Origin of the sequence: Chryseobacterium sp. 2VB (assembly GCF_005503635.1) — a bacterium.
Lineage (GTDB): Bacteria > Bacteroidota > Bacteroidia > Flavobacteriales > Weeksellaceae > Chryseobacterium > Chryseobacterium cupriresistens.
The window spans coordinates 55,933-71,197 of the sequence record NZ_SCNC01000006.1 but is presented as its reverse complement, the minus strand read 5'-3'; the positions used below and the strand labels follow the sequence as shown (position 1 = coordinate 71,197).

Genomic DNA, 15,265 nt, shown 5'->3' with positions numbered 1-15,265 from the left:
TATAGAAGAGACTCTACTCTAGAACTGTTTTGTTTACACAGCAAAGGCCAGAAGAAATATCTGGAGGAATACCTGTCTGCAAATATTTATATTGAGAAGAGTTATGAAATCAAAATCGGATAGTTTACTAATTTCCCTTTACCAGAAAGGTGATGAGGCGGCATTGTCAACCCTCATTCACAGACATCAGAGAGAACTTTTTACATTCATTTTTTACAAAATTAATGATGAAGATTTGGCCAATGATATCTTTCAGGATACATTCATGAAAATCATTGTGATGCTAAAAGAAGGACGCTATAATGAAGAAGGTAAATTTATTCTGTGGGCGAAAAGAATTTCTCACAATTTAATCATCGATCATTTCAGGTCAAAAGCAAAGAATATCAAAGTTTCGGAAACTACTTTTGAAACGGATGAATATTCTATTTTTGATTTGATCAGAGAACCCTCAGAAAATATTGAAGATCAGCTGGTAACCAATCAGATTCAGGAGGATCTTCTGCGAATGCTGCAGTTTTTGCCGCAAAACCAACAGGAAGTAATCAAACTGAGGTTTTTCGATGGTTTAAGCTTCAAAGAAATTGCAGATCATACAGAGATGAGTATTAATACAACTTTAGGAAGAGTAAGATATGCACTGATCAACCTGAGAAAAATCATGGACGAAAATAATATAATATTAACGAGATAAATAATATTTCAGAAAATTTCACGTTTTAAAGAAAACATACTTCGCCTATGAAAAAAAATGATTCTTTAAAAGTGAAAACTTTGAAACCTAAGAAACAAACAATTTATTTTTTGCTGAATTTTTCTAAAAGCCTTGAGATTGTGAAAAGCAAGAGCAAAAATTATCCTATTACAAAAAATTAAAATTATTAACTTTGTGCTGTATGAAAATGCAGCACGTTTTTTTTGACCTGGATAATACACTCTGGGATCATCGCAGAAATGCCTATCTTACCATCAAAGATCTTTTTGAAAAACAGGAAATTACTTCGAAGTATCATATTGACTTTGAAGAGTTTCATTCTGTGTATCACGATATCAACGAAGAGTTGTGGGAAAAGATCAGAGACGGGATTATTGGCAAAGAGTACCTGAGAGAACACCGTTTTTATGACTCATTCAAACATTTCGGAATCGATAATAAAGAGCTTGCCCTTTATTTTGAAGAACATTTCCTGGATAATATTGTGAGCCATAATGAACTGGTAGAGGGAGCAGAGGATGTTCTGGAATATCTGAAAGCTAAAGACTATACGTTACACATTATTTCCAACGGATTTCAGGAAGTGACGGAAAGAAAATGTACCCTTTCCGGAATAGCTCCTTATTTTACAACAATTACCAGTGCGGATGCCGTAGGAGTGAGAAAGCCCAATCCAAGGATTTTTGAATACTCGCTGGGACTTTCTGAAGCCAGAAAAGAAGAAAGTATCCTGATTGGTGACGACTGGATTGCAGATGCCATGGGAGCAACAGACTTCGGAATGGATGCTATTTTCTTTGATGTCTATAAAGAAGATAAACAGAAGGAAGGTTTAAAAGCCATTACCCATCTTCAGCAGATTAAGGAATACTTGTAAAAATGAAAGACAATAAAGTCTATACTGTAAAAAGCCATTAAGATCATCTTAGTGGTTTTTTTTTGTTTTTTAAATATTTTCTAAAAATCAACGCAGACATCTGTGATCATCTGGGGTTAAATCCAAACTTTGCCGCATTTATTTTTTACCGAAATCATTTTTCCCAATTCTTTCCCAAATTGATTGGCAACTTTGCTCTATAATACTAACAGAAAAAAATTAAATCGTATGAAAAATGTAAAGAAAATCACCGGAGTATTAATGATTGTTTTTTTATTAATCGGAGGCTTAGTTTCCGCACAAGACAGAGCAATCACAGCAAATCAGTTACCAAAGACAGCCAAAACCTTTCTTGCAGTACATTTTAAAGGCATCCCTGTAAACTCTGCAATAGAAGACAGAGAAATTTATGGAGTTGATGAATACAAAGTATATCTGACTAATGGAATGAAAATGGAGTTTGACAGCAGTGGAAACTGGAAAGAAGTGGATGGTAAACACCAGAAAATTCCATATGGTTTCATCCCTGCGTCGATCAAAAATTACAGCACAAAGAATTTTCCCAATACTTACATCATCAAGATCGAAAAGAAAAGATGGTCTTATAAGGCAGAACTTTCCAATGGATTGGAGCTTGAATTTGACCGAAACGGGAATTTTAAAAAAATCGATGATTAACATTTAACCGAATACAAACACTCAATATTAATTACTATGGTCAACTGGAATGTAATAAACAGCAATGGAAGAAAGCTTTCTTCTGCTCAGATTAGAAAGAATATGGTTTCATTTATGACAAGGAATCATCCTTGCAGCATCATTGATTCTATTGAAAAAAAATACAGTGCCTATAAAATTCATTTAATGAATGGTTTGTGTCTTGTTTTTGATGCAGACGGCCGGCATGTGAAATCAAATTAAAAGATTCATGAAAAAGAACCTGAAGGAAGGAGGCAGAGAGCATTTCCATTTTATAGATTTCTTATCGGTAAGTTACCATATCACCCTTATACTGATGATATTATCGTAGACTTTCAGATGGGTATCTCTATCTAAGGCTTCCTCCTTATAATTTCCTATATTTGATATAAATAAATCATGCAGCAGAGCATATAGATCCGGAATATGAAGATTTTAATAGTAGAAGATGAACCCGAACTGAAAGATACCGTACAGAAATTTCTGGAGGCAGAACACTTCATTGTAGAGTATGCAGAAAATTACAGTGGCGGACTGGAAAAAATTATTTCTTACGAATACGACTGTATTTTGCTGGATATTATGCTGCCTGATGGAAATGGAATCGATCTGCTGAAAGAGATCAAAAAAATGCACAAGAAAGATCCTGTGATCATACTTTCTGCCAAAGACTCAGTAGATGATAAGGTGGCAGGGCTGGAAATAGGAGCGGATGACTATCTTGCAAAACCTTTCCACCTTGCGGAGCTCATGGCCAGAATCAGGTCTGTGATCAGAAGGAAAAATCAGGATGGTGAAAATATCATCCGCTACAAAAATATCAGCATTGACCCGGAGAACAGAACGGTGAAAGTAGGTGATGAAGAGCTTGTTCTTAACCGTAAAGAATATGACCTTTTATATTATTTTGTGATTCATCCGGAGAAGACCTTACAGAAAACAACACTGGCGGAAGCCATCTGGGGAGATTATATCGATCAGGCAGACAGTCTGGATTTCATTTATTCCCAGATTAAAAATCTTCGTAAAAAACTGAAAACTCTACATGCAGAGGCCGATTTTCAGGCGGTGTACGGAATAGGATACAAATTGATCTGATGAAAACTTCATTAAAATATTACACGATAAAGTACCTGATCATGATCCTGCTGCTGATTATAGCAGTGTGGGCAGGTCTTTTTTATGCCTACATTCTGGATGAAGTACACGATAATGTAGATGATGGCTTAAGAGATAGAAAAATACAGATTATTAAAGCTGTTTATCTTAATCCCCAGCTTTTGAAGAATAATGAATTTGGATTCAATGAATTTAAAATCAATCCGATCAAAGCCGGAGATTATCAGAATAAAAGCAGGCTGTACAATAAGATGTATTATATGGAATATGATGATAAAGATCAGCCTTACAGGGTTTTGGAAGCCGACTTTATTGATCAGTTCAAAGGGCATCAGCGGCTTGTTATCAGGACTTCAACGGTAGAAGAGGACGAATTGATATACGATCTCACAACAGCCTTAATAGTACTTTACATCCTTTTGGTGATAAGTATCGTAGCTGTTAACGGATATCTTCTTAATAAGGCGATGAGACCGTTCTATCAGATATTGGATAAACTAAAAAAATATCAGTTTGGAATTCCTTTTTCCCAGGAAAAACAGAACTATAAGATCACCGAGTTTGAAGAATTAAATGTAGAAATCAATGAAATGATTGAACGTAATGAATTGGTTTTCTATCAGCAGAAACAGTTTATTGAAAACGCTTCCCATGAACTTCAGACTCCTTTGGCTATTGTGATCAATAAAATTGATCTTATGATTCAGAATGATGATTTAGATAAAAAGAATCTCAATTTTCTTACTGAAGTGAAAAACGACCTGAGAAGAATGGTTGGACTGAACAAATCCTTACTCATGCTTTCCAGGATTGAAAACAGCCAGTTTAATAAAACTTCAGACGTTGATTTTAACAGAATGATCACCCAGCTTGTTCAGAATTATGAAGACTTTATTGCCTTCAAAAAAGTAGAGGTCAGCATTATTGAGAAAGGAAAATTTGTTGCTGATTTTAATCAGGATCTGGCAGATATTCTTTTATCCAACCTTCTTAAAAATGCAGTTAAATATAACCATCAGGAAGGGATTTTAAACATTATCGTGGAAAATAACCGGATAACATTTCAAAACAGCGGAAGTGCTGAACCTTTAGATAAATCCAGAATCTTTAACCGTTTCTATAAACAGGGTTCAGATCATACTTCTACAGGATTAGGGCTGTCTATCATCAAAACCATTATTAAACAATATCCAGGCTGGGATATTAATTATGAATATGGAGATCAGATGCATTACTTTATTCTGACAAAGAATAATACCCATTAATAATACTTTATATCAATAGAAAAAGCCTTTCAGACGAAAGGCTTTCTTATGTGTAAAACTCAGATTAAAATCCTAAGCTTGTTCTTACTCTTTTCAGCGTTTCCAGCGCTATAGGTCTGGTTTTCTCTGCTCCCTGCTGAAGTTTTGCTTCGAGCTCATCGAGATTGTTCATATAATAGGCGAACGTTTCTCTTTCCTTCTCAAAACGTACCAGAATAAGATCCAGAAGTTCTTTCTTAGCATGTCCGTATCCGAAGTTTCCAGCAAGATATTTTGCTCTTAATTCTTCAGTCTGTTCAGGCGTAGCAATCAGCTGATAAATCTGGAATGTTTTGTCCGTATCAGGATCCTTAGGCTCTTCTAAAGACTTAGAATCTGATTCAATGCTCATCACCTGTTTTTTCAGCTCCTTTTCAGGTAAGAAAATGTTGATGATATTTCCTCTTGATTTTGACATTTTCTGTCCGTCTGTCCCGGGAACATATTTAGTGTCCTCCTGAAGTTCAGATTGTGGAAGAACAAGAATTTCACCCATCTGGTTGTTGAATCTTGAAGCTACATCTCTTGCAAATTCCAGGTGCTGAAGCTGATCTTTTCCTACAGGTACAATTTCAGCATCATACAATAAAATATCTGCAGCCATCAGAATAGGGTAAGTAAACAAACCTGCATTTACATCCTGAAGCCTGTCTGCTTTATCCTTAAATGAATGAGCTAATGTTAATCTTTGATAAGGAAAAAAACATGATAAATGCCAAGAAAGTTCACAGGTTTCAGCGATATCACTTTGTCTGTAGAAATATGTTTTTTCAGTATCTAATCCACAAGCAAGCCAAGCCGCAGCAATCTCGTAGGTATTTTGTCTTAAAGTCTGCGCATCTTTTATCTGGGTAAGTGTGTGTAGATTCGCAATAAATAAAAATGATTCATTTCCTTCCTGTTTGGATAACTCAATAGCAGGAATAATGGCCCCTAATAAATTTCCAAGATGGGGTGTTCCGGTGGCTTGAATGCCGGTAAGAATTCTTGACATTTGTTTACAATTTATATTAAAAATTAATGAACAGCAAATTTACGAGGTTTGCCGGGAATAATGAAAGATAAAAGATAAAAGATAAAAGATAAAAGATAAAAGATAAAAGATAAAAGATAAAAGATAAAAGATAAAAGATAAAAGATAAAAGATAAAAGATAAAAGATAAAAGATAAAAGATGTTGTTATTAAAATTCAATAGGGGTGGGTATAACTCTGAGCGGAGCCGAAGAAAGCCCAGCCATCTTAAAATACAATATCCATTGGCTTTGCCAAGATCTACCAATCCGGATAATCTGTCTATCTTTCCCCAATCATCTGAAAGCTCTTCGTAATCCGTGGAAAAATATTAAGGAATAACAATTTTTTCCCCTCCAAATTTCGGTTCCACACCAAAAAGAAGATCCCAATAGGCTTTAGCTTTTGCCAGATACTCTCTCAAATTGGTCTTTAAGCCCGCATACTTATTCACATCCTCTGCGTTATATCCAAAGGCATCCATTCCATTTTTTCTGGCCAGAAAAACAGCTCTTTCATTATGGAATTTCTGTGAGATAATGACCAGTTTCGTCTGACCGAAAATGTCTTTTGCTCTTACTACAGAATCCAGTGTTCTGAATCCGGCATGGTCTAAAATAATTTTATCATGATGAACTCCTTGCTGCATCAATGCCAGCTGCATATCTTCAGGCTCATTATAATCTTTGGTGCTATTGTCACCACTAACGATGATGTATTGTATTTTTCCGCTTTTGTATAAATCGGCAGCAGCCTTAATTCTGTTGTAGAAATAAGCATTTGGGGTTCCGTTGTTCAGAAGTTTTCCGGTTCCCAGTAATAAGCCGGTTTTTGATTCCGGTACATCAGCAATATTGTTGGAAACAAATGGTGCACTGTCTTTTTTGATGCTGTAATTTGCCCAGGCAATAAAAATAATTCCTGCAACCATAAGAAGCAGGAAAAATTTAACAATATTTTTGATTATTTTATTCATCTGAAAATAGATCATTTAAAATTCCAAACCGTTTGGAAAAGCTTTTTTTCTGAATATTAATAAGAATGCAGCCCCTACTGTAATAGCAGAATCGGCAACATTGAAAATATATTTGAAGAACTCAATATGTTTTCCTCCGATCAAAGGCCAGCTGTCAGGAACATACCAGTCTACTACAGGAAAATGAAGCATATCTACCACACATCCTTTCATAAAGGTGGAATATCCGTGCCCGAAAGGAACGATTTTAGAAATGCCGCCGTAGCCAATCCATCGGTCAGTGCTGGCGTCATAAACAGTTCCGCTGTCGAAGATCATTCCGTAGAACATCCCATCGATAAGATTTCCGATAGCTCCTGCAAAAATAATCGCCATAGGAACTAAAAGATAATTGGATGCTCCTTCTTTCAGCCATTTTCTGAACATATAGATCATACCTCCGATCAGGAATACTCGTAAGATGACCAGAAAATATTTTCCGATAATTCCTCCGAAATGAAATCCGTACGCCATTCCAGGATTTTCAACAAAAGTTTTGTTAAAGAAACCATTGATGACAGGAATACTCTCATTCAGTTCAAAATGAGTTTTGATATAAATTTTTGAAGCCTGGTCAATGAACAACACCAAAAATGTTATTGCTAAGATCTTTTTCATTACTGTCCTTTAGGTTTTGAGGGCTTTGATGCCGGCTTTACATTTTTATTATCGCTTGCTTTCCTGACTACTTTCTGTCCATTGAATGAGCTCTTAACATGAGCTTTTTCAAATTTAATCCCCATTTCCTTCAGAACACTTTTCAGTGCACTCAGCTCCATAGAATTTTTAGGATGTACTATGATAGATTCCATTTCTTATATTTATTTTTTTACATTTTGGACAATTCATCCAGCCTTTTTCTGTCTTTCTCAGACAAATCATTCACTCCGTTTTTGCCCATCTTACTCAAAAGTCTGTCGATTTCTTTCTCCCGCTCGCGTTTATCAGAATTGAATTGATCATCAATGGTATAATTATAATTTTTTTTCTGATCAGGGAAGAATCTGTTTTTGATCCATTCTCTGTTGAAAAATAATATAACTGCGGCAATGATCACTCCCAAAATTAATAATTCGTTCATGGGTATACATTAAAAATTAGGTTTATAAAGTATCCGTAAATACGTTATAAACCCAATGTTATTTTACAAACCTTACGGTTATTTTTGCATATTTTTCGCTTCGATGCTCAGCGTAGCGTGAGGAACGGCTAAAAGTCTTTCCTTAGGAATCAGCTTTCCTGTTACTCTGCAAACACCATACGTTTTATTTTCGATTCTGATCAAAGCATTTTTAAGATCACGCACGAATTTTTCCTGTCTTCCTGCCAAAATAGAATTCTGTTCTTTGCTCAACGTTTCTGCTCCTTCTTCAAAAGCTTTGAAAGTAGGAGACGTATCATCAGTACCATTATTCTGGTCATTGATAAAACTTTCTCTGATAAGCTGAAGATCCTTTTCTGCTTTTTCTATTTTTTCTTTAATGATCGCTTTAAATTCCTGTAAATCAGCATCGCTGTATCTAACTCTTTCGTCTGACATATTCTTTCTCTTTTTTAATAAAATTATGAAATGGAATTTGAAATATAATAACTACATGTTAATTTTTTTCAACATTTATCTTAAAATTAACCTCATCTATTTCGATTTCGTTAAAATTTAAAAGTGAAGATACAATTTCTATTTTATTTGACAAGACTTCGGAAGAAATATATTCTTCATTTTTCTTAATCTCATTCAGGAAAGGAGAACTTTCTTCCAATGTGATTGAAATTCTGTCTGTCAGTTCAAAGTCTTTATCTTTTCGCAAGTTCTGAATTCTGTTGATGAACTCTCTTGCGATCCCTTCAGATTTTAACTCATCGGTTAACGTCAAATCTAATGCCACAGTTGTTTTTCCATCAGAAGTTACGGTCCATCCCGGGATATCTTTTGTAGAGATTTCCACATCATCAAGAGTGATCTCATATCCCTGAACATCTGTTTTCCCTTCTTTTTCAAGACCGGCAATCTGTTCTGCACTAAGATTAGCAATCTCTGCACCTACCATCTTCATATCTTTCCCTAATTTAGGACCAAGCGCTTTGAAGTTGGGTTTTATCTGTTTTACAATTAAATGGGATGCTTCTTCAGCATTAATTAACTGTAATTCTTTAACGTTCACTTCCTGTTTGATCAGATCTGCAACCGCAAGAATCTGCTCTTCTGTTTTAGCATCCAGTACAGGAACCAATACTTTTTGTAAAGGCTGACGAACTTTTACATTTTCTTTCTTTCTCAATGAGAAGACCATACTTGTAATGTTCTGTGCCAGATGAGTCTTTTCAACCAGATCCTGATCGATTAAACTTTCATTAGCTACCGGGAAGTCTGTAAGATGTACAGATTCACAATTTTCCTTACCTGTTACTTTATTCAGATCCTGATACAACTGATCCATGAAGAACGGAGCAATAGGAGCAGAAAGCTTAGCTACTGTTTCAAGACAAGTGTATAAAGTCTGGTAAGCAGAGATCTTATCATCAGAATAATCTCCTTTCCAGAAACGTCTTCTGCATAATCTTACATACCAGTTACTCAGGTTGTCGTTCACAAAAGTACTGATCGCTCTTGCTACTCTTGTCGGTTCGTAGTCTTCATAGAAAGCTTTTACCTCCTTGATCAGAAGATTAAGCTCAGAAAGGATCCATCTATCGATTTCAGGACGGTTTTCCACTTCTTTTTCCGAATAGTTGAAGCCATCCACATTCGCATATAAAGCGAAGAATGAATAGGTATTGTAAAGTGTTCCGAAGAACTTTCTTCTTACTTCGTCAATTCCTTCAATATCAAACTTCAGGTTTTCCCATGGGTTGGCATTGGAAATCATGTACCAACGCGTAGCATCAGGTCCGTATACAGCAAGTGTTTCGAACGGATCTACTGCATTTCCTAAACGTTTTGACATCTTCTGTCCGTTCTTGTCCAGAACAAGACCGTTACTCATTACATTTTTATAAGCAACTGAATCAAACACAGCTGTTCCGATAGCGTGAAGCGTATAGAACCATCCACGGGTCTGGTCAACACCTTCTGCGATGAAATCAGCAGGGAATGCTTTATTATTGTCGATTAATTCTTTGTTTTCGAAAGGATAATGCAACTGTGCATAAGGCATAGACCCTGAATCGAACCAAACATCGATCAGATCGCTTTCACGTTTCATTGCTTTTCCTGAATCAGAAACCAATACCACTTTGTCAACCACGTTTTTGTGAAGATCCACAAGCTCATAGTTAGACTCAGCCATATTTCCGATGATGAAACCTTTGAACGGGTTTTCAGTCATCAGTCCTGCTGCAATTGATTTTTCGATTTCATTGTATAACTCTTCTACAGAACCGATGATTTTTTCTTCTTTCAGATCATCTGTTCTCCAGATCGGCAATGGAATACCCCAATATCTTGAACGGGATAAGTTCCAGTCGTTTACATTTTCCAACCAATTCGCAAAACGTCCTTCTCCGGTAGCTTTTGGCTTCCAGTTGATCTCTTTGTTTAAATTAACCAGTCTGTCTTTTACAGCAGTCATTTTCACAAACCAAGAATCCAACGGGTAATACAATACCGGTTTATCTGTTCTCCAGCAGTGTGGATAAGAGTGGACATATTTTTCTACTTTGAAAGCCTTGTTCTCCGTTTTCAATAAGATGGCAAGTTCTACATCCCATGATTTCTCAGGAGCAGTTCCTTCATCGTAGTATTCGTTTTTGATATAAGTTCCGGAGAATACCTCAGGAACATTATCTCCTTTGATGAATTTCCCTTGTAAATCTACCAATGGTACAAGATTATCATTTTCATCTTTTACCAACATCGGTGGAACCTCAGGCTGAGCCATTTTAGCTACTCTCGCATCATCAGCACCAAAAGTAGGAGCCGTGTGAACGATACCTGTACCATCTTCAGTCGTTACGAAATCTCCTAAGATTACTCTGAATGCATTCTCAGGATTGTCATTGGGCGTAAACCAAGGAACTAATTGCTCATATCTTGTATCAACAAGTTTTTCTCCTGTAAATTCTTTTAGTATTCTAAAAGGGATTACTTTCGTTTCCGGAGTATAATTGGCAAAATCTTCATCTGTACCTTCTGCGTATTTTTTACCGAAAACTTTAGGTAAAAGAACGCTGGATAAAACTACTGTTACAGGTTCAAATGTATATTGATTGAAAGTTTTAACTACAACATATTCAATATCTCTACCTACGGTAAGAGCTGTATTGGATGGAAGTGTCCATGGGGTGGTCGTCCACGCAAGGATATGAACATCTCCGTCAACATCATTGAACAATGCTGAAGAGTCTTTTTTCACTTTAAACTGAGCCACAACCGTTGTGTCCGAAACATCACGATAGGTTCCGGGCTGATTCAGTTCGTGAGAAGAAAGTCCTGTTCCTGCTTTTGGAGAGTAAGGCTGGATGGTGTAGCCTTTGTACAACAAGTCTTTATTGTACAATTGCTTCAATAGCCACCAAACCGTTTCCATATATTTTGACTTGTACGTGATGTACGGATCATCAAGGTCTACCCAATATCCGATTTTTTCCGTAAGGTTATTCCATACATCGGTATAACGCATCACGGCTTCACGGCAAGCTTTGTTATAGTCTTCAATAGAGATTTTTTTGCCAATATCTTCTTTAGTGATTCCTAATTCTTTTTCTACACCCAGTTCCACAGGAAGACCATGCGTATCCCAGCCTGCTTTACGGAAAACCTGCTTTCCATTCTGAGTCTGGTAACGGCAGAAAATATCTTTCAATGCTCTTGCCATTACGTGGTGAATTCCAGGCATACCGTTTGCTGAAGGCGGACCTTCATAAAAAACAAACTCAGGATTTCCCTGACGAATCTCAACACTCTTATTGAAAGTTTTATTTTGTTTCCAAAATTCCGCTACATTCTCTGCTACGTCAATAAGGTTGAGGTTTTTGTATTCTTTAAATTGGCTCATTGTAAATATCTCAATATCGTTGATTAATTAAGTCTGCAAATTTACTAAAATTTGTCGGTTTATAATATATGTTTTATTTTGATATCTTCTATTAAAAAGTTCAATTTCAGAAATATAAATAGAGAAAGTGAGAAAAAGTGAATGGTGAATGGTCAATAAGTGAATTTTTCCGGTTGTATTTGATATGAAATTTAATGCAATTTATTCAATAGGAGCGGACAATTATCCTGAGCATAGTCGAAGGAAACCCGCTTAAATAATAAAAACAAATCCACCTGCTCTAGCCAAAACCTACAATATAATCATCTGTGAAATCTGTGGTCAAAAAAATAAGCATAACTTAAAAATTCGTATATTTAATTAGACGTATAAACCCAAATGCTGTATGAAAACCCTCTCCAAACTGATGATTGCTATCTGTTTTATCCATACAATCATCATAAACGCACAGAATAATTATCCTCAAAACTATTTCCGTAACCCATTAAACATTCCCATGCAGTTGGCGGCTAATTTTGGTGCTATCAGAACGAACCATTTTCATATGGGACTTGACTTAAGGACCAACAGCCAGGAAAATCTGCCGGTTCTTGCAGCCGCAGAAGGTTATGTGAGCAGAATAAAAGTAGAGCGGTACGGATTTGGAAATGCAGTCTACATCGCTCATCCCAACGGTTATACCACAGTATATGCCCACCTGAATAAATACTTCAGTAAACTGGATGAATATGTAAAGGAAAAACAATATAAAGACGAAAAGTGGGAGCAGGATATCACTTTTCAACCCGGACAGTTTCCTGTGGAAAAAGGACAACAGATTGCATTGAGTGGAAATACCGGAGGATCTGCTGGCCCGCATCTTCATTTTGAAATAAGAGATACCAAAACAGAGGAATGCTTAAATCCGTTACTTTTTGGCTTTGACATTCCTGATAATATAGCCTCGATTATTAGCGGATTGTATTGGTATGACCGACGTTTCAGTACATATGAACCAGGAGCAAATAATATTGCCGTAAAAAAAGCCGGAAATGCTTATACGTCTAATCTTGTTCAGGTGAGTTCTCCGGAGATAAGTTTTGCCATTAAAGCTGTAGATAAAGCCAATAAAGGATTTAATCTTGGAGTTTATCAGGCAGAACTCTTGATGGACGGTAAGCTGATTTATAGTTTTAAAACTGATAAAATTCATTATGATGATACCCGGTATATCAACGGCTGTATAGACTATACCAAATTCATCAGGGATAAAATGGGAATTCAGCACCTGTCCGATTTACCAGGAATGCATCTTCAGAATTATAGTCTTCCAAACTTAAGTGGGATTATCAAACTTCAGGATGAAAATGTTCATACCATTGAGATTGTTCTGAAAGACGTCAAAGGAAATACAAGCCGCTTAACAACAAAAGTTCAGTTAAGTAAAACTTCAGATAAAATATCTTCTACGGGAAAAACAATAATGGCTAATGAAGCGAAAACCATTACCACAGAAAATACAGAGATTGCTTTCAGTAAAAATGCCATGTATGATGCCATAAATTTCAATGCCTATGAAAAACCGGATACAGATCCGGATGCTGTTTCAAATACCATTGTTTTGCATAGTCCATACATTCCTGTTCAGGATGAATATACTTTGAAAATAAAACCGGATAGAAAATTAACCAATACAGAAAAAGATAAGACAGTTATTGTTCTTGATTACGGAAATGATAAAGATTTTGTAAAAGCAAAATGGAATGGTGACTGGGCAGAAGGGAAATTCAACAGATTGGGTACCGCAAAATTGTTGATTGACAATAATCTTCCATCCGTTTCATCAGGCTGGGCAGAAGGAGCATTGGTTAATAGCAGTTCATTACTCTTAAAAGGAACAACGAAAGTGGGTGATATTATTTCATTCCGTGCCGAACTGGATGGCAAATGGTTGAGGTTTACCCGTGTAAAAGATAATTTTGTCTACACTTTTGATGAAAAATGCCCGAAAGGATCGGGTTCTCACACTTTAAAAGTAACAACCATCAATACTGCCGGGAATACCAATACACAAACTTTTACGTTTAGGAGATAATTCATCTTTTAATACTTGAATCTTTAAATCTTTTAATTTTAATTAGATAAATTTGCCTTTTAAAAAATTAAAATCATTGGAATTTCATCCGTTAATCGAGAAAGCAGGGATTCAGGAAATCAAAATATTTCAGGAAGAAAAACTTCATGAGCTTTTGGCTTATCTTGAAGCTCATTCGCCGTTTTATCAGAAACTGTTCAAAGAAAATAATATTACTATAGAGGATATTCGTACTTTGGAAGATCTTCAGAAGATTCCTACCACCACAAAGAATGATCTCCAGCAGTATAATCATGATTTTTTCTGCATAACACCGGATAAAATTGTGGATTACAGCACCACTTCCGGAACATTGGGAGATCCGGTGACTTTCGGATTGTCCGACAGTGATCTGGAAAGGCTTGCATACAATGAAGCGATATCTTTCGCATGTGCAGGAATTCAGAAAGGAGATGTTGTGCAGATGATCACCACCATAGATAAAAGATTTATGGCTGGACTTGCCTACTTTTTGGGCTTACGGAAAATGGGTGCCAGCGTAGTAAGAATGGGACCGGGAATTCCTGAACTGCAATGGGATTCTATCTTCAGATACAAACCCAGATATCTGATCACTGTTCCTTCTTTTCTGTTGAAAATGATTGATTATGCGGAAAAACATGGATTGGATTATAAAAATTCCGGTGTTTACGGTGCTGTTTGTATTGGAGAAAGTATCAAAAATCAGGATTTTACAGATAATATTCTTTCACAGAAAATCAAAGAAAAATGGGACATCAAACTCTTTTCCACCTATGCCTCTACGGAAATGAGCACTGCCTTTACAGAATGTGAATTCCAGATCGGAGGACATCACCATCCGGAACTGATTATTACAGAAATTCTGGATGACGATGGCAATCCTGTGAAAGAAGGAGAAAGCGGAGAACTTACCATTACGACTTTGGGAGTGGAAGCCATTCCTTTGTTGAGGTTTAAAACCGGAGATCTTGTAAAAGCCCATTATGAACCATGTCAGTGCGGAAGAAATACGATGAGATTAGGACCTGTTGTAGGAAGAAAGCAGCAGATGATCAAATATAAGGGAACAACATTGTATCCTCCTGCCATGAATGATATTTTGAATGATTTTAATAATATCTTATGCTACCAGATTGTGATTCAGGCCAACGAAATCGGACTTGATGAGATTATCATTAAACTGAGTACAGAAGCAGATCATGAAGGGTTTGTCAATGAAGTAAGAGACCACTTCCGTGCAAAACTGAGAGTAAGTCCTAAAATTGAAATTATCGATTTTGATATTCTTTCTAAAGCAGTTTTTAATCCAAACAGCAGAAAACCGATTAATTTTATTGATTTACGCTGATTTGCTTTTCTTTAAAATTAATTTTATTCTTTTTATTTTACACTTATTCTGGTTTAAATTCCCGGGATTTTTTCTTACGATGTAAAT

14 protein-coding genes are annotated in these 15,265 nt (G+C 36.1%); 7 read left to right on the top strand and 7 right to left on the bottom strand.

Annotation, left to right across the window (positions count from 1 at the left end; translation table 11 throughout):
- Positions 1 to 103: 103 nt before the first annotated feature.
- The 5 genes from FFS26_RS08015 (at position 104) to FFS26_RS07990 (ending at position 4,675) form a co-directional block, all read left to right on the top strand.
- On the top strand, positions 104 to 694 hold the full coding sequence (locus FFS26_RS08015) for an RNA polymerase sigma factor (RefSeq protein WP_110009874.1): 591 nt from the start codon (positions 104 to 106) through the stop codon (positions 692 to 694).
- Positions 695 to 896: 202 nt separating this feature from the next.
- Positions 897 to 1,592, top strand: coding sequence for a YjjG family noncanonical pyrimidine nucleotidase (locus tag FFS26_RS08010; RefSeq protein WP_110009873.1), 696 nt, complete (start codon positions 897 to 899; stop codon positions 1,590 to 1,592).
- Between the two features lie 228 nt (positions 1,593 to 1,820).
- Positions 1,821 to 2,270 (top strand): PepSY-like domain-containing protein, encoded by a 450-nt coding sequence (locus tag FFS26_RS08005; RefSeq protein ID WP_110009872.1) that lies wholly within the window; start codon positions 1,821 to 1,823, stop codon positions 2,268 to 2,270.
- 447 nt (positions 2,271 to 2,717) lie between these two features.
- A complete protein-coding gene (locus FFS26_RS07995) occupies positions 2,718 to 3,389 on the top strand; it encodes a response regulator transcription factor (RefSeq protein ID WP_110009870.1) in 672 nt (223 codons plus the stop codon).
- Entirely contained in the window at positions 3,389 to 4,675 is a 1,287-nt protein-coding gene (locus tag FFS26_RS07990; RefSeq protein WP_110009869.1) for a sensor histidine kinase, read from the top strand. Before FFS26_RS07995 ends, FFS26_RS07990 begins: the two co-directional genes overlap by 1 nt.
- A gap of 64 nt (positions 4,676 to 4,739) precedes the next feature.
- On the opposite strand, the gene trpS is transcribed toward FFS26_RS07990, so the two are convergent.
- The 7 genes from trpS to ileS form a co-directional block, all read right to left on the bottom strand.
- A complete protein-coding gene (gene trpS / locus FFS26_RS07985; RefSeq protein ID WP_110009868.1) occupies positions 4,740 to 5,708 on the bottom strand; it encodes a tryptophan--tRNA ligase in 969 nt (322 codons plus the stop codon).
- A 349-nt stretch (positions 5,709 to 6,057) separates the two neighbouring features.
- A complete protein-coding gene (locus tag FFS26_RS07980) occupies positions 6,058 to 6,702 on the bottom strand; it encodes a vancomycin high temperature exclusion protein (RefSeq protein ID WP_137904769.1) in 645 nt (214 codons plus the stop codon).
- Between the two features lie 15 nt (positions 6,703 to 6,717).
- On the bottom strand, positions 6,718 to 7,359 hold the full coding sequence (locus FFS26_RS07975) for a lipoprotein signal peptidase (protein WP_110009867.1): 642 nt from the start codon (positions 7,357 to 7,359) through the stop codon (positions 6,718 to 6,720).
- A complete protein-coding gene (locus FFS26_RS07970) occupies positions 7,359 to 7,553 on the bottom strand; it encodes a DUF2683 family protein (protein WP_110009866.1) in 195 nt (64 codons plus the stop codon). Before FFS26_RS07970 ends, FFS26_RS07975 begins: the two co-directional genes overlap by 1 nt.
- Positions 7,554 to 7,570: 17 nt before the next feature.
- Positions 7,571 to 7,822 carry a DUF6576 domain-containing protein gene (locus tag FFS26_RS07965; RefSeq protein ID WP_110009865.1) on the bottom strand — a complete coding sequence of 84 codons (252 nt, stop codon included), beginning with the start codon at positions 7,820 to 7,822 and terminating at the stop codon, positions 7,571 to 7,573.
- 78 nt (positions 7,823 to 7,900) lie between these two features.
- On the bottom strand, positions 7,901 to 8,281 hold the full coding sequence (locus FFS26_RS07960) for a TraR/DksA family transcriptional regulator (RefSeq protein WP_002983772.1): 381 nt from the start codon (positions 8,279 to 8,281) through the stop codon (positions 7,901 to 7,903).
- A 58-nt stretch (positions 8,282 to 8,339) separates the two neighbouring features.
- Complete coding sequence (gene ileS / locus FFS26_RS07955; RefSeq protein WP_110009864.1) at positions 8,340 to 11,735, bottom strand: isoleucine--tRNA ligase; 3,396 nt, start codon at positions 11,733 to 11,735, stop codon at positions 8,340 to 8,342.
- 385 nt (positions 11,736 to 12,120) lie between these two features.
- On the opposite strand from ileS, the gene FFS26_RS07950 reads away from it, so the two are divergent.
- Complete coding sequence (locus tag FFS26_RS07950) at positions 12,121 to 13,809, top strand: M23 family metallopeptidase (protein ID WP_137904768.1); 1,689 nt, start codon at positions 12,121 to 12,123, stop codon at positions 13,807 to 13,809.
- A gap of 76 nt (positions 13,810 to 13,885) precedes the next feature.
- The gene (locus tag FFS26_RS07945; RefSeq protein WP_137904767.1) at positions 13,886 to 15,178 is read left to right on the top strand and encodes a phenylacetate--CoA ligase family protein; all 1,293 of its coding nucleotides are present in this window, start codon (positions 13,886 to 13,888) and stop codon (positions 15,176 to 15,178) included.
- The last annotated feature ends 87 nt before the right edge of the window (positions 15,179 to 15,265 follow it).